Origin of the sequence: Paraburkholderia tropica, assembly GCF_900109265.1 — a bacterium.
GTDB classification, from domain to species: Bacteria; Pseudomonadota; Gammaproteobacteria; order Burkholderiales; family Burkholderiaceae; genus Paraburkholderia; species Paraburkholderia tropica.
The window spans coordinates 44,972-63,368 of record NZ_FNZM01000007.1 but is presented as its reverse complement, the minus strand read 5'-3'; the positions used below and the strand labels follow the sequence as shown (position 1 = coordinate 63,368).

The following is an 18,397-nucleotide window of genomic DNA, read 5'->3' as shown; positions in this document are numbered from 1 at the left end:
GCAATAACGGCAATAATCGCGCGCTGCTTTAGAGGTCGTTTAAAAAGTCTTTTCGTCAGACTTTTTAAACCAGAAGATGCCCTGAAACAGTGCGAAAAGCCTTAAAAAAAACGGCGCCACGCATCGCGCGGCGCCGCTTTCTGCGGATCGCTGAAACCTCAATCGTGGTGCATTGTGCTTCGCACTTTCGCGACCTGACCGGCGTCCACCGCGCCCGCGTGATTCGACCAGCCGCCACGCACGAAAGTCGCCAGCGCGGCCACTTCGTCGTCGCTCAAACGATAGGCGAAGCCCGGCATCGGCAGCACCGACGGTGCCTTTGCCGTCGACGGCGTTTGCGCGCCCGCGAGAATCACGTTGATAAGACCGATTGGGTCCTTCGCATTCACCACGGTCGCGCCGTCGAGATGCGGGAACACGCGCGGCGCGCCCTTGCCGTTCACGAAGTGACACGCGCTGCAATTGTCGACATAGAGCCGCTCGCCGAGCGTCAGATTCTGCGCCGCCGTCAATTTAGCAGTCGTCGCGCTTGCGCCAGTGGATGCTGCCGCTTGCGCGGTCTCCGACGCCGACAAGGTCTTCAGATACGCCGCAATCGCGTTGAGATCGGCGTCGCTCAAATGCGAGGTGCTGTGATAGACCACCGACGTCATTTCGCCCGCGACCGCCGCCTGGCTGTTGCGACCCGTCTGCAGATAATCGACGATGTCCTGCTGGCTCCAGCGCGACATGCCGCGCAGCGCGGGCACGTTCCAGCCGTTGAGCTGGCCGCCCGCGAGGAACAACGCGTTGCTGCTGTCGAGCGCTTTCTCGTTCATCGCGAAGCCGCGCGGCGTGTGGCAACTGCCGCAATGACCGAGGCTCTCGACCAGATACGCGCCGCGGCGCACCTGATCGCTCGCGCCGTCCGGGCCGCTGAACGGTTTATCCGACGTGAATGCCCAGTTCCACAGTGCCATGCCCCAACGCTGGTCGAACGGGAAGCTCAGCGAGGTTTCCGGCGCGGCATCGTCGCTCGGCGCGACGCCCTGCATGAAGTAGGTGTAGAGCGCGTGAATATCGGCATCCGACACCTTCGCGTACGACGGATACGGCATCGCCGGATACAGATGCGAACCGTCGGCGCGAATGCCCTTACGCACGGCGGCGGCGAACTGCGCCTCGGTGTAGTTGCCGATGCCGTTCTGCTTGCCCGGCGTGATATTGCTCGAATAGATCGTGCCGATGTTGCTCACGATCGGCAGCCCGCCCGTATAGGGCTTTCGGCCCGCCGCGCTGTGACACGCCATGCAGTCGCCCGCACGCGCCAGATATTCGCCCTGCTTGATGAGCGCGGCTTGCGCGGCTTGCGTGCTTTGCGGATTCTGCGCAGCCGCGCCGGTTTGCGCCAGCGCCGAATCGGCGGCAAACGCAGCGCCGAGCGTCACGGCCGTCACAAGCGCCGCGGACGTAAAGGTCTTGAGGAAATTCATGACGATCATGCCTGCACGAGAGGACCGGGGTTCTTGAGGTACTGTTCCTTGATCGCGCGAGCGGCGAACAGCGTGATCGCGCCGATGGTCGCGGTCGGATTGGCCTGGAAATTCTGCGGAAACGCATTGCCGCCCGGCACGAACACGTTGTGCACGTCCCAGCTTTGCAGATAGCGGTTCAGCGCGCTCGTTTCCGGCGAATCGCCCATCACCGCGCCGCCGACGTTGTGCGTCGAAACGTATTTGGTGATGTCCCAGTGCGAGTCCATCGCGAGGAAGCTTTCCGAATAACTGTCCGGATTCAGTTCCCTCGTGACATCGAGCACGATCTTGCGCAGATGCTGCTGCAGCTTCAGTTCGTTCTGTTTCCAGTCGAACGTGATACGCAACAGTGGCTGCCCCCACGGGTCCTTGTAGGTCGGATCCAGATCGACATAGTGATCGCGATACGACATGCAGCTCGTCGTGATGCTGATCTTCATCGAATGGCCGTACCAGTCCTGCATGCCTTCCTTCCAGCCCTTGCCCCACGCGGGCGTGCCGTGCGGCAGCGCGGTGCCGATCGGCGCGCCGCTCGACTGCGAGCTGTGAATCTTCGCGCCGCCGAGAATACCGAGCGACGGGCCGTCGAAATTGCCCGGCGAAATGTCGTTGAACATCTGGCCGGTCGCGCCCGCCGTGGCGAACGGATTGAAATTCTTGTCCTTGAAGAACAGCGTCGCGCCGCCATTACTCAGGAATGCGTAGTTTCTTCCGACGGTGCCCTTGCCGCTCACCGGGTCATACGGCTTGCCGATGCCCGACAGCAGCATCAGCCGCACGTTGACGAACTGGAAGCCCGCCAGCACGACGATCTTCGCGGGCTGGAACACTTCGTTGCCGTGCGCGTCGGCGTAGGTCACGCCCTTCGCGGTCTTGCCGTCGGCGTGCATGTCCACGCGCAGCACGTTCGCGTTCACGCGGTACGAGAAGTTATCCATGCGCTTGAGCGCGTCGAGCACCGCCGTCTGCGGCGACGCCTTCGAGAAATTCAGGCACGGATACTTGCTGCAATAGCCGCAGTAATTGCACGGTGCGATCTGATTGCCGTACGGATTCGTCCATGCGCGCGACACGTTCGCCGAAGGATTCGGAAACGGGTGATAGCCGAGCTTGCGCGCCACGTCGGCGAACATCGTATTGTTCAGCGTGTCTTCGAGCGCGGGCAGCGGCGCCGGGTTCGAACGCGGACCTTCGAACGGATCGCCGCCCGGCATGATCTTGCCGCGCAGATTGCCGGTCTTCGCCGAAAGGCCGCAGACCTTGTCGAAGAAGTCGTAGTACGGCTCGATCTCGTCCCACGTGAACGGGAAGTCCTGCACCTGCATGCCGTCTTCGAGCTGGCCTTTCTTGTAGGCCTGATCGGCGTAAGTCTTGAGCTTGAGGTCGGTCGGCGTCGGACGGATCAGCACGCCGGTCCAGTGCAGACCCGAACCGCCCACGCCGGTGCCCGGCACGAAAGCGCCCCACTTACGCGTGGGCAGCGCCGTATCCTGCGCCGAATGGCGCACGGTGAGCGCGCCGTCGCGCGGCGTCACCATGATCTTGTTGCGCACGCCATAGGCGTATTGATCGGCCGGCTTCGGATACGCGAAGTCGGCATTGCTGCGGTCTTCGCCGCGTTCGAGCGCGCGCACTTTCAGGCCTGCCTGCGCGAGTTCGATGCTCATGAGCGAGCCGGCCCAGCCCAGTCCGACGACGACGACGTCGACTGCGTCATTGGTTATTTTTGCCACGGTGTTCCTCGTTGATTCTGAATACGCGAAGTGCTTCGCGATCGGTCACGCGATCACGCGCGCGAAAGTCCTGCGCTCAAGCGCGAAGTCCGTTCAGGCTCACGGGCCCGAGCGGATATTTCACGTTGTGCTGCGAGACCCATTCGAGGAAGCTCGCCCGGGCGCCGGGAAAACCAATGGCAATCCAGGCTTTCATGCCTTTATTGCCGCCGTACATCGGATCGGAGAGATAGCCGTTTTTCGAATCCGAAATCATTTCGCCGAAAAACTGGCTGGCCTTGAGCGCGCTTTCGCCGCCGTCGGCAAAGTGGATGTCGTTGTCCTGCAGCGCTTTCAGCACGACGTCCTGCGTCGCCGCGTCGAGTTCGCTGAAACGCTTGTGATATTTCTGGCGGCAATACGCATCGGTCAGCTTGATGCCGCGCTGATAGATCTGCTGCGGCGTGTACGGCAGTTGATAGCCGAGCTCTTTCGGCGCCTGCGTATTGAACGGCCCTTGCAGATAAATCTCGCGGCCGAAATCGCCATGCATCTGCTGATCGATGAAAACCGGCACGTTGGTTTCCAGCGCGCCGGGACCGCGTCCGTCGGCCGGAATCAGACGGTCGCAGGCCGCGAGCATGAACGCCCATTCCTCGGCCGAAAAGAACGCCGGACGATAGGTTTTCAGATCCGGCGCGGCCATTTCGGCGGCCTCGGCGGCGCTCAGCGTGTTGACGAAGACACCCATGGTCGGCAGCGCGAGCACGGCCGTCAGGAGGAATTTACGTCTTGATGCAGAAATGTCAGACAACATGGTCGATTGGTTCAGCTGTCGCGAGAGTCGGGGTGGTCTGAGCGGATTGCCGACGCGCTACAAGCCCCTGCACAACGGGGCGTCGGTCATCGCTTCAATATTTGGGATCGCGACCATACCACAAAGTTGTCGTACATCAATACCAAGTGTGCAAAATTGGACTTGCGGCTGTCGTTCGCCGCTTGCGCGACGGCTTTTGTTTGTGCTTGTCTTTCTCCCGAAATGTGTGCAAACTGCATATGTGCAGATTGCATGTATTGGGAGACGTATGACTCAGCGCACGGAAAACCTGCTCGGCGCGCTCGCCGTGCTGGTGATGGACGACATGGTCGCGCTCGATTCCGTGGCGGCACTCGCCGGCCCCACCGCGCGGGCGATGCTGAACGCCATCGGCCAGTATCCGGACGCATCGATCGAACTGTTGCGCGACGCCGTCGCGCTCTCGCATCCGGCGGCGGTGCGCGCCGTCGCGGCATTGGTCGACGCCGGTCTCGTCGAAAAACGGCCCGGTGTCGACAAACGCTCCGTCGCCCTCGCGCTGACCGACGCCGGCCGCCGCGAAGTCGCGGCCCTGCAACGTGCGCGCGACGCACTGCTCACGCGCATCGTCGGCCATCTCGACGGCAACGAGCGACAGCAACTCGAAGCGCTGCTGATCAAGGTGCTCTGGCACGAAACACGCGACGCCGCGCAGGCGATGCAGCTTTGCCGCTTCTGCGACGACGGCCCGTGCCTCAAAGCGGGCTGTCCGATCGAATGCCGCGAAACCGGGCTGCCGATGCCCGCCGGGAGCGCGCCGTGAACGAAGCTGCACCCGCCGCACCCGCGGTGCGCTGGCGCGCGATCGCCGCGCTGACCGCCGTCTCGACGCTCGCGCAGATCGGCCAGTTCGGCCTCGGCTTCATCGTGCTGCCGGTCTGGCTCGCGCATCAGGGGCTCGACGCGCCGCGCGCCGGGCTGTTCGCGGCGTCGCAATGGATCGGCATGCTCGCGGGGCTGATGGCGGCGCCCGCGCTGGTCGCACGCGTCGGCGCTAAATACACGGTCTCGCTGGGGCTCGCGGCCAGCATCGCGGCCTTCGCGTCGGTGCCGTGGCTGGCGTGGCCGTGGTGGATCGCGCCCGGCATGCTGATGGGTCTCGGGATCGGCCTGCGCTGGATCGCCAACGAATCCTGGCTTTACGGACTCGTGCCGGATGCGCTCAGCGGCCGCGTGGTCGGCGTGCATGAAACCCTGATCGCGGCGGCGGGCGTCGTCGCGCCCGCGCTGGCCGCGTGGTGCGGGCCCGCCGGTTCCGTGACGATCGTCGCCGGCCTGGCCTTCACGTTGGCCGCCGCGATTCCGCTGTGGCTGACCGCTTCCGGGTCGCCCATCGGGCCAGCAGTCGCGCCGCCCGCGCGCGAAACGCCGGGCCAAAGCAACGCGCGCTTCATGCCGGTCAGCGCGCTCGTCGCGCTGGGCATGGTGGTGGTCGCCGTCGGCGGCCTCAGCGACGGCGCGCTCTACGGCCTGTTCCCGCTCTACGCCGCCGCGCGCGGCATGACCGGCACCCAGACCACCGTCCTGCTCGCCTGCGTCGGCCTCGGCGGCATGGCGCTGCAATTCCCGGTCGGGTGGATGGCCGACCGCGCGGGCCTCGGCAAAACCGTGGTCCTCTGCGCGATGACGAGCACGCTCGCCCTGGTCGCGTTCGCGCTCGCCGCGCCCACGTCCTGGCGCTTCGCCGCGAGCGCCTTTCTCGCGGGCGGCATGAACAGCGCCTTCATCACGCTCGGCATGTACGCGGCCGCCGCCGGCGAGAAAGACGCGCTCGTGCGCAACATGCGGCGCGTGTCGCTCGCGTTCACGGGCAGCTCGATCGTCGGTCCGCTGATCGCGGGCGCGGCGATGGCGCGTCTCGGCAACGACGTGCTGCTCTGGCCACTCGCCATCGCGAGCGGCATGCTGACGGTTTTTACGCTCGGCATTTTCGAAGGACGACGGCAGCGCAACGCGCCTTCACCTGCCAACTGAACCTGCGAGCTAAACCGCGTCATCGACTCGCGCCGCGCAGCGAAAACGCAGCGGCCATGCAGCCAAGCATCGCAACGCCCGCGATCAGAAACGCATCGCTATACGCCATCAGCAGCGCTTCGTGCAGCACGCGCTGCTCGATGATCGCGAGCGCCGTTTCGTGCACGCCGTCCAAGCGCGCGCGCGGCAGCGCGTCGGCGTGCGCGAGATGCCTCTGCGCCACGAGCCGCGAGAGCGCTGCCATCCGTTCCTGAAACGCGCTCGCGTAAGGCGTGATCGATTCACCGATCCGCATGGCATGCAGCTTCTCCCGCTCGACCACGATCTGGCTCGCGAGCGCGATGCCGATCGCGCCGCCCACGTTGCGCACCATATTGAACACGCCCGAGGCCGACCCGAGCTGCGCCTTTTCGATGCCGTCCACCGCCATCACCGACAGCGCGATCACCACCAGCGACTGCCCCACGCCGCGCACGATCAGCGACGGCACGATTACGTTCGCGGCGGAATCGGCGTCGAGATGGATATTCATCAGGCAGCCCACAGCGACCAGCGCAAAGCCCGCGACGATCGCCATTCGCGGCCCGACGACGCGCATCAGCGGCGGCGTGGCGAACGACATGGCGAACTGCACGAGGCCATACGGAATCATCGTCATGCCGATATCGCGCGCGCTATAGCCCTGCGTCTGCGCGAAATAATTCGGCACCAGAAACACCACGCCGAACACCACCGCGCCGAACATGAATTGCATCAGGCTCGCCACGCCGAAGTTGTAGCGCCCCAGCAGACGCAGGTTGATGAACGGCTGCGCGCGCTTTAATTCGATCGCCACGAACGCGACAAGACCGAGCGCCGCGACGCACGACAGCAGCACGATATCGTGCGAGGCGAACCAGTCCTTGCGCCCGCCTTCTTCGAGCACGATCTGCAATGCGCTCAAGCCAACCGCCATCGCCAGGATGCCGAACCAATCCGCGTTCTTCAGGCGCGCGAGATCGACGGAAACGGGTTTGATCGACCATGCAATCGCCGCGATCAGCGCGAGCGCGGGCGGAATCTGCAGATAGAAGATCCAGCGCCACGAATAGGCGTCCGTGAGCCAGCCGCCGAGCGACGGCCCCGCCGCCTGCGCGACGTTGTTGGCGACGGCGAACAGCGCCATGCCGAGCGCGCGCCGCGACGCCGGCAACTCGGTGGCGATGAGCTGAAACGAGAGCGGAATCAGCACGCCGCCGAACGCGCCCTGCAAGGCGCGCGCGGCGATCATCGAACCGATCGTCGGCGCGAGCGAGCACGCCAGCGAGAACGCGAGAAACCCCGACGCCCCGACCAGCAGCACGCGTCGCGCGGAAAACACCTGCACGAGCCAGCCCGTGAGCGGAATCACAACGATCTCGGCGACGAGATACGCGGTCGTGATCCACGATCCTTCCTCGAAGCTCGCGCCCAGCGCGCCGCGAATGTCGGGCAGCGAGGCGTTAGTCACGTGTACGTTCATGCCCGCCATGAAGCAGCCGAACACGCCGCCGAGCACGGCGACCCACGCGCGCAGCGAGACGGTTTCTTCGGCGGCGGGTGTGGATTGCGCGGATTGCGCCGATTGCGGGGTCATCGCGCCGCCTCGCGCGTATCCACATGCGCGACCACCGACATGCCGGGCCGCAGCACGACGTCGCGCGGCAGCGGATCGAGCGCGACCTTCACGGGCACGCGTTGCACGATCTTCGTGAAGTTGCCGGTGGCGTTATCGGGCGGCAGAAGCGCGAATTCCGCACCCGATCCCGGCGCGATGCCGCGCACGCGACCGTGCAGCGTGCGGCCCGAAAACGTATCGATGTCTAGCGTGACAGGCTCGCCGTCGCGCATATGTTCGAGCTGCGTTTCCTTGAAGTTCGCGACCACGTAGACATCGCGCATCGGCACCACGGCGAGCAGCGGCGTGCCCGCCTCCACGTACTGCCCCGCGCGCACGCTGCGCTGTCCGACCATGCCGTCGCGCGTGGCGACGATGCGCGTATGGTCGAGATCGAGGTCCGCGAGCACGCGTTGCGCCTGCGCCGCCGCGAGCCGCGCGCGCGCCGCGTCGATCGCCGCATCGTCCTGCGCACGCCGACGCTGCAACACCTCGGTCTGCGCGCGCTGCGCCTGCGCCGCCGCCTTCGCGCGCGCATACTGCGCGTTCGCCTTGAGCGCGTCGGCGTGGGCCGCTTCCCAGCGCTGGCCGCTCGCGGCTTCGTCGGCGAGCAAGGCCTGATAGCGCGCCGCGTCGGCGTTGCGGCGCGCGGATTCGGCGCGCGCGGCGTCCACGTCGGCCTGCGCTTCGTCGATCGCGCTCGCCTGCTGCGCGATCTGCGCATCGAGCGTGCGCGACGCCGCCTGCGCCTCGCCCAGCGCCGCCTGCGCGCTCGCGACCGCTGCCGCAGCCGCTTGCGCTTTGGCGCGGAAATCGCGGTCGTCGAGCTGAACGAGCACGTCGCCGCGACGCACGGGCTGATCGTCGTCGACGGCCACGCGCGTCACGTAGCCCGACACGCGCGGGCTCACGGTCACGACATCGGCGCGCACATAGGCGTCGTCCGTCGATTCGACGAAGCGCGCGACGCGCCACCAGTGCCAGCCCCACGCGCTGGCCGCCAGCAGCGCGAGCACGCCGCCCGCGACGATCCATACACGTTTCGGATGCCTGATCTTTTTAACTTCGGTTTCAGTTTGGGTATCGACAGTCGTACTCATGCTTGTGATCTTGTTTCGAGAATGAATGAAGCCGCGCTCAGGGCTGCCAGCCACCGCCGAGCGCCTTGAACACCGCCACCTGATCGAGCGAGACCTGCTGCGCGGACTGCGCGAGCGCCGCGTCCACGTCCACGAGGCTGCGCTCCGCGTCGAGCACGCCGAGCGAATCGAGCGCGCCCGCGCGGAACTCGCGCTCGGCGAGCGTGAAGGCGCGAGCGTGCTCGGCGCGCGCCGTCTGCAACGCATGGCGCTCGCGCCACGCCGCGCCGTAACGCGCGAGCGCCTGCTCGGTTTCCTGCAAGGCGCGCAACACGCTCGCATCGAACGCGGCGCGCGCGCCGGTGTCGTCGGCACGCGCCGCGCCCAGTTCGGCACGGCTCGCCGCCAGATTCGGAAAGCGCCAGCTAATCAGCGGGCCGATACCCCACGCCACCGCATACCGGTCGCCGATCGATGCGGGATTGCCCGTCGTCGACAGCCAGTTCACCGAGCCGCCCAGCAAGATGGCCGGATACAGCGACGCCTGCGCCGCGCCGACGCGGGCATGCGCCGCCGCGAGCTTGCGTTCGGCCTCGCGCAGATCGGGACGGCGGCGCAGCAGCGCCGCGCCGTCGCCGAGCGGAAACGGCTGCGCGAGCGCGGGCGGCGTGCGGCACTGCACGGCGGCCGGCGGAATCTCGGACGGCGCCTGACCCGTGAGCACCGCGAGTTCGTAGAGCGCGGCGCGGCGCTCGCCTTCGAGCACGGGCAGACGCGCGCGCGTGTCGTCGGCGAAAGCGCGCGCGCGGGCGAGGTCCATCGGCGCGACGAGGCCCAGCGCCTGCTGCCGCGCCGTGAGCGCGGCGATGCGCTCGGCCACCTGCTCCGAGCGCATCGCCACGCCGATACGCGCGCCAAACGCACAGGCCCGCGCGTAGGCGCTCGCGGTTTCGGCGGCGACGCTCACGCGCATGGCGTCGGCGGCGGCTTGCTGGGCGTCGGCGTCGGCATGCGCGGCATCGACGAGATCGCGCACGCGTCCCCACAGATCGACCTCCCACGACAGCGCGAAACCCGGCGCCCAGCCGAAGCGCGTCGGCGCGCTGCCGCTGTTGCGTGCGGCGGCCACGATCTGGTCGTCGGTGTGGCGGCCGTAATCGACGCCGAACGTCGCCTCCGTGGCGGGCAGGCGCGCGGCGTCGGTTTGCGCGAGCACGGCGCGGGCGCGTTCGACGCGCGCGGCGGCCACGGCGAGATCGCGGTTCTGCGCGAGCGCGTCGCGGATCAGCGCGTCGAGCGCGGGATCGTCGTAGAGCCGCCACCAGTGATCGGGCGGCGCGGCGCTCACGGCGTCGGGCGTCGAAGCGGCGGCGTCGAACGGCGCGGTGCGCTCGGCGGCGGCCACGGGCGCGCGATCAGCCTCGGCGGTCGAGCACGCGGCGAGACTCGCAGTCAGCGCAGCCAGCGCAGACACTGCGGCGGTCAATAACAGCGCGCTCGCAACGCGCGATGAAACGGGAGGAACAGACGTGGACGGCATCGTGAAGTCGATGAAGGGAAAACGATCGGGCGGAAACATCGACGTCATGATAGGGTCGACCCCTTTGGTCAATCGCGCGCGCAATGTGCATTCATCGTCGGGAAATTGACACATGAACGGTTTCTTCGAGGCGCTCGACGCGCAGGACAAAGCGCGCCAGATCGGCGTGATCGCCACCGATTCGCCCGCGGGCCTTGCGTTTCCGGCGCACACGCACGCGCAGGCGCAACTGATCCTCGCCATCGACGGCGTGATGATCGTGCGCGCCGAGGCCGGCAGTTGGGTCGTGCCGCCAGGACGCGCGGTCTGGGTGCCGGGCGGCACGCGCCACGAAATCGAAATGGCCGGCGACGTGCGCATGCACTCGCTGTTCGTCGCTCATGAAGTGCGGCCGAGTCTGCCGCGCGATTGCCGCGTGATCGAGGCGAGCGCGTTGCTGCGCGAGTTGATCGTGACCGCGCACGGCCTGCCCGCCGATTACGACCTCAACCATCGCGCCGGCCGCGTGCTGGCGCTGATCCTCGACGAAGTCGAAATCGCCGTGCCGCTCGCCCTGCATGTGCCGATGCCGCGCCATCCCGCGTTGAGCGCGCTGTGCACGCAACTGATCCGCTCGCCCGCCGAACCGGTCACGCTCGAATCCTGGGCGCACGCCGCGCACATGACCGAACGCACGCTCGCGCGCGCGTTCAAGCGCGAAACCGGCATGACGCCCGGCGCGTGGTGGCGGCACGCGCGCCTGCTGCTCAGTTTGCCGAGGTTGTCCGCCGGAGTGTCGATACTCGAACTCGCGCTCGAGCATGGTTACGACAGTCCGAGCGCGTTCGCGGCGATGTTTCGCAAGGTGCTGGGCATGCCGCCTAGCGAGTATCTGCGGCGAAAGTAGGCAGAGCAGTTTGCCTTGCGTGCAAACAAATGCCGCGCCCTTGCCTTTTCATACGTGTTTTAAAGCCATTTAAATGCAATTCGCATCGTTATTCGAATGCCGCTATTCGAGTATTTTTTTACAGCCGCCATTCAAGGGTCATTCCACATTTCTTAGGCGTCCTTTTCGGGTTTATTCGGGTTCTGCCTCGCTATTGCGCGCAAACGTTTCTATGTATACTCGACGCAATTTTTAAAAGGAAATGGACGCACGGGGAAGTGGTAACCGCGTCCACGCCAAGTCTCGCCACATGCAGTTCACACGAGTTGAACGAAAATGACCGGCTACTACGATCCCTCGCTTGTCGTGCTCTCCTGCCTGCTCGCGATCTTTGCCTCATTCACGGCATTGGATATTTCCGATCGCCTCGATGTCATCGGCAAACGCCCGCTTCTTCCGTGGATCGCATTCGGCGGATGCATCATGGGGCTCGGCATCTGGTCGATGCATTTCATCGCCATGCTGGCGTTCCATCTGCCGATCTCCGTCGGCTACAACGTTCCCATTACCGTTGCTTCGCTGGCGATTGCCATCGTCGCGTCCGCAATCGGTTTTCTGCCGCTGTGCCGTTACGAACTGAGCTGGCCGCTGCTCTCGGGCGCCGCCGTTGCCATGGGGCTCGGCGTGGCGGGCATGCACTATCTCGGCATGTGGGCGATGGATATCTGCCCGGCCATTCATTACAACATCGGCCTCGTGATCGCGTCGGTGATCATCGCCATCATCGCGAGCGGTGCGGCGTTGCTGCTGGCTTTCGACCTGCGCCGCCGCCATACGATGCGCCGCGTCCGGCAGATCGGCTCGGCAATCGTGATGGGCGTCGCGGTGTGCGGCATGCATTACTGCGGCATGGCCGCCGCGCAATTCGAAGCGGGCAGTTACTCGGTCGCCGATCTGCGCAATATGCCGGTGCCCTGGCTCGCGGGCATCGTCGTGACATTCAGCCTGCTGATTTTCGGGGCGTCCATCGTGATTGCCATGCTCGACGCCCGCAATAGCGCGAAGTCGCGCGCCATGGCCGATGCGATTCTCGACAACCATGTGAATCGACGCAATCCGGCACGCTAATCGTGTCGCCGGAATCGGCGGAAAGATTCGGAAAGCAAAGCATGCTTGCCTGAGCGCCCCATCGCCATCGAATCCCGTTGATGACGTTGACAACGGGGCGCTGTTTTGCGAGTATTTTTTCGTCTTGGGGTACCGTCCTCTCCGCTTGCTCTAACGTTCGGTATAAACGTGGAGTTGGCGAGGTACGGGTATGCCCTCCACTCAAGCCGCCTGGCTCATCCTTGCTGCAAGTGTCGCCGCTGAAGCGCTCGGCACCGTAGCACTCAATTTATCCGCCGGTTTCAGCCGCCTTTTTCCGTCGATATTGACTATCGCGTGCTATGCCGTGGCCATCTATCTGATGGCGGTCGCGACGAAAAGCATCGAAATGGGCATGGCTTACGCTGCGTGGGCCGGCAGCAGCGCGGCCCTCACGGCGATCATCGGCATGCTGTGGTTTGGCGAATCGGTGAGCGCCGTCAAAGCCATCGGGCTCGTGACGGCGATTTCGGGCATCGTCTTGCTGAACTTCAGCAGCGGCGGCGCGTAGGCCGTCACCTCAAGGCAGCTCGCTTACCGTCGCATTCAGATTCGCGGCGATCTCGCGAGCGCGTTGCTTCTCGTCGTCGCCCATGCGTTCGGACAGTCGCGCCTCCACGATGCGGATGGCAGCGGCGTACGCCGGGACGCCGTCACGCGCCTCGAAGCCCGTTCGCGCGCGAGCGATCCACGCCGCGCCGAGCGCGCGATCGCGCGGGACGCCATTGCCGGTCAGAAAGCGCATGCCGATGTCGTACTGCATCAGCGGATTGCCGAGCAGCGCCTCGTTCAGACTCGACAAGCCATCCCAGCGCTGACGCCGCGCACCGGCGGGCGCGAGACCGTCCTCGCGCCAGAGACTCGCGGCCGCGTCCGCCGGCACCAGCCAGCGCCGCTCGTCGTTGCCGAGGCGCGTTTCGTTGCCCGCCGCGAGCGCCTGCAAGGCGAGCGCGATCTGCGATTGCTCCGCGCCGCCGCGCGCGCCGCGCTGATGCAGTTGCCGCGCGCGCGCCGGATCACGCAGCGCGCGCGGCCCGATTTCGTACCAGGTCGCGAGGTCGCTGGCCGCCCAGTCGTCGCCGGCCGCCATCGACTTTTCGAGCCAGACGCGGGCCGCCGCCGGATCACGATCGACGCCGCGTCCGTACGCATAGTCGACGCCCAGCATCCGCTTGGCTTCCGCATCCGCGGGCGCGGCTTTCGACGCCCACGCGAACGCCTCGTAGGCATCCGCACGGCCGCCGAGTCCCGTCAGCAGATGCCACGCCAGCGAGCCTTGCGCCGATGCATTGCCCTGCTCCGCCGCGTGCCGGAACCAGTACGTCGCCGCCGAGAGATCGGGCGCGACGCCATCGCCGAGATCGTAGCTGTCGCCGAGCATCGACTGATATTTCGGATCGCCCTGTGCCGCGAGTTTCCACTGCCAGTACGCGCGGTTGGTGTCGCTGGCGATGCGGTTGTCCGCATCGGCGAGAATTTTCATCGCGAACGCATTGCCGCCGCGCGACGCGTCCTGACACCAGCGCGCCGCAAAATCGGGGCGGCGGTCCACGCCGTCACCGCCGTACGCGTACAGACTGCAAAGCCCGGCCAGCGAAGCCGGATCGCCGAGCCGCGCGCCCTGCGAGAACCAGTTCAGCGCGGCGGCCGGGTCCGGCTTGACCGCGCCGCCGTTTGCGTAGGCGTACGTGTAGCCCAGCGCGCCGTAGGCGGCGGGCACGCGGCGCTTCGCGGCGGCTTCGAGCCATTCGACGCCCGTCTTGCCCGACGCGGTCTGCCGATGCTGCGCCAGATAAGCGCCCAGCGAGACGCTGGCCGCCGCATCGCCCGCGTCCGCCGCGAGCACGAGATAGTGCAGGCCGAGCGCCTCGTCGCGCGGCACCGCGGCGCCCGCGAGATATTGATTGCCGATCCAGCGCGCGGCCTCGACGTTGCCCTGATCCGCCGCCTCGCGATACCAGGCCATCGCGCGCGCCTTGTCGACGGGCGTGCCTCGCCCGATCCATGCCAGCGCGGCCGCCGAGACCACCGCATCCGCGTTGCCGCGCTCCGCGCCCTCGCTCGCGAGCCGGTACGCCTTCGCGAAATCGACCGGCTCGCCCACGCCGCGCGCGGCATAGATCGCGAGATTCAGCGACGCCACGCCCAGCCCTTGCGCGCGCGCTTTCTCGAACCAGACGCGCGCTTCGGCCGGGTCTTTGTGCGTGCCCCAGCCTTCGCGCAACATCACGCCGAGGTCGTTCTGCGCCGTCGCCAGCCCCGCCTCGGCCGCACCGCGCATCCAGCCGTTGGCCGCGTCCAGATCGACGGGACCACCGCCGCCCGTGCGATAGAGATTCGACAGGGCGAAGCGCGCGGCGGCATCGCCTTCGAGCGCGGCCTTGCGATACCACGCGCGCGCCTGCGCGAGATTCTTCGTGACGCCCGTTCCGGCCGCGTAAAGATTGCCCATGCGGCGCTGCGCGTAGACCGAGCCGCTAGCCGCCGCGCGCGCCATCAGTTCGAAGCCGCGGCGCGCATCGCGCGGCACGCCGACGCCGCTCAGATACGCATCGCCCAGCACCGCCTCGGCGCCGACGTTGCCTTGACGCACGGCTTCGCGCAGCCATCCCACGCCGTTTTCGGGGTTACGCGGCACGCCGTTGCCCTGCAGCAGCGCGAGGCCGAGCAGCAGTTGCGCGAGCGGATCGCCGCCGGTTGCGCCGCGGATCATCCACGAAGCCGCGAGTTCGGGATCGCGCGGCACGCCGCGCCCGATGGCGGCGAATTGCGCCGCGTTGGCCGCGCCGTTCGCCGAGCCTGCTTCCGCGGCCTGCACGAAGTAGCGATACGCTTTTTCGTTGTCGACGGGCTGGCCTTCGCCGTTCGCGCTCATCGCGCCGAGCACGTCGGCTGAAATCGCATCGCCCTGCGCAGCGGCGGATTCGAACCAGCGGCGCGCGCCTGGCAGATCCGCGGGCACCACGCTGCCGTCGCGATAAAGATTGCCGAGCATGCGGCGCGCGAGCACCGAGCCGTCGAGCGCCGCCGATTCGAGCATCGCGAGACCGCGATCGGTCTCGCGCGGTCCGCCGTAACCGTAGGCCACCATCTGGCCGTAGATCGCCCGCGCGGACAGATTGCCGTTCGCCGCCTCGAGCATGCAGCGCGCGCGCTCGTCCTTCGGCTTGTCGAACAGCGACGCCGCCCAGGCGCGATAGTCGAGCATCAGCACGCAAGGCGTGGTGGGATCGTCGACCACCCGCACGGCATCGAGCGCCGGAAAACCGCTGCCCGCCAGCCACGCCGCCGACGCCGCGCGCGGCGGCGCGGGCAACGCCGCCGCCGTGCCGGGCTGACCGGCGAACGTGGCCAATGCGGCGACCGCAGCAAAAAGCGCAGTCAGCCCCAACGCACCCGCTTCGCGGCGCGCCGCTTTACGTCTCAATCGTCGCGCCTTCATGGTTGCTGGATCGTCACGTTCCGGATGACCACGTCGGTGTGGCCGTCTTCGCTGTCGTACGACTTCCACAACTGAATGCCGTAGCTCATCAGCAGCGCGGCATCGTAGCGAGTCGTCTTCCCCTTCTTCGTCACGTACTGGCAGTGCAGATCGACGGCATCGCCTTCGAACGTCCTGAAGATCGTCGAGGCGGGCACCGTCTTGCCGACCTGGCAGGAGCGCGCGGTCTCGCCGTCCTCCGACGGCAGCGGCACGGGCATCTCCAGCGTGCGCCCTTCGAGCATCGGCCGGCTCGCGGCATCGATGGCCGCGCCGTCCTTGAGCGTGCCGAGGCGCGTGAGTACGCGCGTGCCGACGTTTTGCGTCAGCAGATCCTGAACGCCGTAGCTCAGGTAGAAGTGCGACCAGCCCGGCGAACCGCTCGTGACGACCGGTGTCACCACTTCGGCCACGACGCCGTTGTTGCGGCGGTTCACGTATGTGTCCGTGAACGGCGACGGCTGGTTGGGCGTCGACTGATGCCGCCATTCGCCGTCGATCACGAGGCGCGAGTACGGCATCGGATGGCTGCCGTTCGCGGGCAGTTTGCCGCGCAGGGCGTCGGGCATGCGCCGCTCGTCGAACATGTCGTCGAGGTAGGCGAACGGGTCGGCCTGCACGCTCGCGCGCGGCGACGTCTTGCTGCCCAGCATATGGAAGATCGCGTAGGTCGCGCGCTCACGCGATGCGCCAGGCAAGTCGTTGATTGCGTCGAGGCCGCTGCCCATCACCTGGCAAATGGCGGCCTGTTCCTTCACATCGGGCTGCACTGTCAATTTGGCGTCGAGGACCGATTCGACTTCGGCTTCGGCGTCGAGTAGCTCCGCGAGCGTGTAGTGTTCGTCGCTCGATGTGCCCTCGTCGTCGGCGACAATGATTTCGAAGGCGTCGAGCAGATCCTGGAGACCCTGCGGGGAGAGCGCGTTCGCCAGCACGATGAAGTTCTTCCCGTCGGCCTGCAACACGGCGCAGTCGTTCTTCGGACCCTGCGCCAGGTGACTCAACAGGCGCAGCACGCGCACGCGGTCGTCGGGCGACAACTGGCCGCCGAACGGGTCGCCCGCTTTCGTGAACTGGGTGAACTTGACGCGGAAAGCTTCGTCGGTGGCGAGCCGCGCGAAGAACTTCATCATCGACTGGCCCTTCGGCGAGTCCGGATCGAATCCGTTCTTGACGAGCATCTGGCGCAGACGCTCCTGGGCCAGGGCGGCCTGGGCAATCGTCGGCGTGGCCTGCGTTTCCGATGCCGATATCGGCGCGGCGGGTTGCGCACTGCGCATGTCCAGCGCGTGGGCGCTGAACGCCGTGAAAATCAACATCGCCCCGGAAAGTCTGGTCTTTAGCTTCATGTTGTTCGAATGTGCGCTGCGGAAATAAAACGGGAGCGGCCTGCGACGCGCAGGCGGCCAAACGGCATATCGGCAGGAGCGTGACGGGACTTGAGCGTTTCGTGCGGCTTTCTTCGACTGCGACAAAACTGCTCATCTTTTTCGGCCACAACAATGCCTGAGCATGATGAATATCAAGCGTAAAGCACATCGGCAGACTTTTGAGACGGCCTTCCTTACTATTTCAGGATTGATCGCGATGCCGTCGCCGAACCCTCCTGACCCTGACCGCCCGCGCGTCCCGAACCCGCAACTCGAAGCGAACCCGCGCCGAAGTCGACACCACGCCTATGCAATCTGAATCAATCGCCCAACGCCCTCCGACCCGCTTTTCGCAGTTCCTCGCACTCACGAAGCCCCGCATCGCCAACCTCGCCGTTTTCTCCGCCGTCATCGGCATGTTTCTGTCGACGCCGGGATCGGTGCCGTGGCGCGTGCTCGTGGGCGGCACGCTGGGCATCTGGCTGCTCGCGGGCGCGGCGTTCGCGTTCAACTGCCTGCTCGAACTGAAGATCGACGCACGCATGAATCGCACGCGTCATCGCGCCTCCGCGCAAGGCGCGATCGCGCCCGCCGAAATCGCGGTGTTTTCGCTCACGCTCGGCGCAGCGGGCGCGTTCCTGCTGGCGACCTGCACCAATGTGTTCACGATGTGGCTCACGATCGCGACGTTCATCGGCTATGCGCTGATCTACACCGCGATCCTCAAGCCCGCGACGCCGCAAAACATTGTGATCGGCGGCTTGTCGGGCGCGATGCCGCCCGCGCTCGGCTGGGCGGCCGTCACCAATACGCTGCCCGCCGACGCCTGGCTGCTCGTGCTGATCGTGTTCGTCTGGACGCCGCCCCACTTCTGGGCGCTCGCGCTGTATCGCCGCGAAGATTATCGGAAATCCGGTCTGCCGATGCTGCCGGTCACGCACGGCATCCGCTTCACGCAGTTGCAAATCCTGCTTTATTCGATCCTGCTGTGCGCCGTCGCGGTCATGCCCTGGCTGACCGGCATGAGCGGCAGTCTCTATCTGATTTGCGCGATCATTTTGAGCGCGGCGTTTCTCATGTATGCCGTGCGTCTGTATCGACACTATTCGGATGCGCTCGCGAAATCGATGTTTCGCTATTCGATTATTTATCTGACGCTTCTGTTCGCCGTGCTGTTGATCGATCATCGACTGATTACGTGAGGAAGGCGGCGCATCGCGCTGC

General features: G+C 66.2%; 14 protein-coding genes. 6 read left to right on the top strand and 8 right to left on the bottom strand.

Going from position 1 to position 18,397, the window contains the following annotated elements; translation table 11 throughout:
- Window positions 1-158: 158 nt before the first annotated feature.
- From BMY06_RS12705 to BMY06_RS12695, 3 genes are all read right to left on the bottom strand, one after another.
- Window positions 159-1,472, bottom strand: a complete 1,314-nt coding sequence (locus tag BMY06_RS12705; RefSeq protein ID WP_074983761.1) for a cytochrome c — start codon at window positions 1,470-1,472, stop codon at window positions 159-161.
- 5 nt (window positions 1,473-1,477) lie between these two features.
- The gene (locus tag BMY06_RS12700) at window positions 1,478-3,247 is read right to left on the bottom strand and encodes a GMC family oxidoreductase (RefSeq protein WP_074983473.1); all 1,770 of its coding nucleotides are present in this window, start codon (window positions 3,245-3,247) and stop codon (window positions 1,478-1,480) included.
- 76 nt (window positions 3,248-3,323) lie between these two features.
- Window positions 3,324-4,043 (bottom strand): gluconate 2-dehydrogenase subunit 3 family protein, encoded by a 720-nt coding sequence (locus BMY06_RS12695; RefSeq protein WP_074983471.1) that lies wholly within the window; start codon window positions 4,041-4,043, stop codon window positions 3,324-3,326.
- 268 nt (window positions 4,044-4,311) lie between these two features.
- Here BMY06_RS12695 and BMY06_RS12690 point away from each other — a divergent pair, with 268 nt between their 5' ends.
- Together BMY06_RS12690 and BMY06_RS12685 are read left to right on the top strand one after the other, a co-directional pair.
- Entirely contained in the window at window positions 4,312-4,845 is a 534-nt protein-coding gene (locus tag BMY06_RS12690; protein WP_074983469.1) for a MarR family winged helix-turn-helix transcriptional regulator, read from the top strand.
- Complete coding sequence (locus BMY06_RS12685) at window positions 4,842-6,056, top strand: MFS transporter (RefSeq protein WP_074983467.1); 1,215 nt, start codon at window positions 4,842-4,844, stop codon at window positions 6,054-6,056. Before BMY06_RS12690 ends, BMY06_RS12685 begins: the two co-directional genes overlap by 4 nt.
- 19 nt (window positions 6,057-6,075) lie before the next feature.
- Here BMY06_RS12685 and BMY06_RS12680 read toward each other — a convergent pair whose 3' ends face one another.
- The 3 genes from BMY06_RS12680 to BMY06_RS12670 are packed head-to-tail and all read right to left on the bottom strand — an operon-like array spanning window position 6,076 to window position 10,245.
- Window positions 6,076-7,671, bottom strand: a complete 1,596-nt coding sequence (locus BMY06_RS12680) for a DHA2 family efflux MFS transporter permease subunit (protein ID WP_074983465.1) — start codon at window positions 7,669-7,671, stop codon at window positions 6,076-6,078.
- Complete coding sequence (locus BMY06_RS12675; RefSeq protein WP_065062520.1) at window positions 7,668-8,792, bottom strand: HlyD family secretion protein; 1,125 nt, start codon at window positions 8,790-8,792, stop codon at window positions 7,668-7,670. The genes BMY06_RS12680 and BMY06_RS12675 overlap by 4 nt, the downstream gene beginning before the upstream one ends.
- 37 nt (window positions 8,793-8,829) lie before the next feature.
- A complete protein-coding gene (locus BMY06_RS12670; protein WP_244144379.1) occupies window positions 8,830-10,245 on the bottom strand; it encodes an efflux transporter outer membrane subunit in 1,416 nt (471 codons plus the stop codon).
- 178 nt (window positions 10,246-10,423) lie between these two features.
- On the opposite strand from BMY06_RS12670, the gene BMY06_RS12665 reads away from it, so the two are divergent.
- The 3 genes from BMY06_RS12665 (at window position 10,424) to BMY06_RS12655 (ending at window position 12,833) form a co-directional block, all read left to right on the top strand.
- Window positions 10,424-11,197: an AraC family transcriptional regulator gene (locus tag BMY06_RS12665; RefSeq protein WP_074983464.1), complete on the top strand. Its 774-nt coding sequence runs from the start codon at window positions 10,424-10,426 to the stop codon at window positions 11,195-11,197.
- A gap of 315 nt (window positions 11,198-11,512) precedes the next feature.
- Entirely contained in the window at window positions 11,513-12,304 is a 792-nt protein-coding gene (locus BMY06_RS12660) for an MHYT domain-containing protein (protein ID WP_074983462.1), read from the top strand.
- 190 nt (window positions 12,305-12,494) lie between these two features.
- Window positions 12,495-12,833 (top strand): DMT family transporter, encoded by a 339-nt coding sequence (locus tag BMY06_RS12655; RefSeq protein ID WP_065062526.1) that lies wholly within the window; start codon window positions 12,495-12,497, stop codon window positions 12,831-12,833.
- Between the two features lie 9 nt (window positions 12,834-12,842).
- On the opposite strand, the gene BMY06_RS12650 is transcribed toward BMY06_RS12655, so the two are convergent.
- Both BMY06_RS12650 and BMY06_RS12645 read right to left on the bottom strand, forming a co-directional pair.
- The gene (locus BMY06_RS12650) at window positions 12,843-15,749 is read right to left on the bottom strand and encodes a tetratricopeptide repeat protein (RefSeq protein ID WP_244144380.1); all 2,907 of its coding nucleotides are present in this window, start codon (window positions 15,747-15,749) and stop codon (window positions 12,843-12,845) included.
- An 11-nt stretch (window positions 15,750-15,760) separates the two neighbouring features.
- Window positions 15,761-17,152, bottom strand: a complete 1,392-nt coding sequence (locus BMY06_RS12645) for a hypothetical protein (RefSeq protein ID WP_074983459.1) — start codon at window positions 17,150-17,152, stop codon at window positions 15,761-15,763.
- Between the two features lie 329 nt (window positions 17,153-17,481).
- Between BMY06_RS12645 and cyoE the strand changes: the two genes are divergently transcribed.
- On the top strand, window positions 17,482-18,375 hold the full coding sequence (gene cyoE / locus BMY06_RS12640; protein WP_074983458.1) for a heme o synthase: 894 nt from the start codon (window positions 17,482-17,484) through the stop codon (window positions 18,373-18,375).
- The last annotated feature ends 22 nt before the right edge of the window (window positions 18,376-18,397 follow it).

Coding starts and splice junctions, on each gene's coding strand:
- BMY06_RS12690 (WP_074983469.1), top strand. CDS start 4,312: ATGACTCAGCGCACGGAAAACCTGCTCGGCGCGCTCGCCGTGCTGGTG.
- cyoE (WP_074983458.1), top strand. CDS start 17,482: ATGCAATCTGAATCAATCGCCCAACGCCCTCCGACCCGCTTTTCGCAG.
- BMY06_RS12680 (WP_074983465.1), bottom strand. CDS start 7,671: ATGACCCCGCAATCGGCGCAATCCGCGCAATCCACACCCGCCGCCGAA.
- BMY06_RS12705 (WP_074983761.1), bottom strand. CDS start 1,472: ATGAATTTCCTCAAGACCTTTACGTCCGCGGCGCTTGTGACGGCCGTG.
- BMY06_RS12655 (WP_065062526.1), top strand. CDS start 12,495: ATGCCCTCCACTCAAGCCGCCTGGCTCATCCTTGCTGCAAGTGTCGCC.
- BMY06_RS12665 (WP_074983464.1), top strand. CDS start 10,424: ATGAACGGTTTCTTCGAGGCGCTCGACGCGCAGGACAAAGCGCGCCAG.
- BMY06_RS12675 (WP_065062520.1), bottom strand. CDS start 8,792: ATGAGTACGACTGTCGATACCCAAACTGAAACCGAAGTTAAAAAGATC.
- BMY06_RS12660 (WP_074983462.1), top strand. CDS start 11,513: ATGACCGGCTACTACGATCCCTCGCTTGTCGTGCTCTCCTGCCTGCTC.
- BMY06_RS12695 (WP_074983471.1), bottom strand. CDS start 4,043: ATGTTGTCTGACATTTCTGCATCAAGACGTAAATTCCTCCTGACGGCC.
- BMY06_RS12645 (WP_074983459.1), bottom strand. CDS start 17,152: ATGAAGCTAAAGACCAGACTTTCCGGGGCGATGTTGATTTTCACGGCG.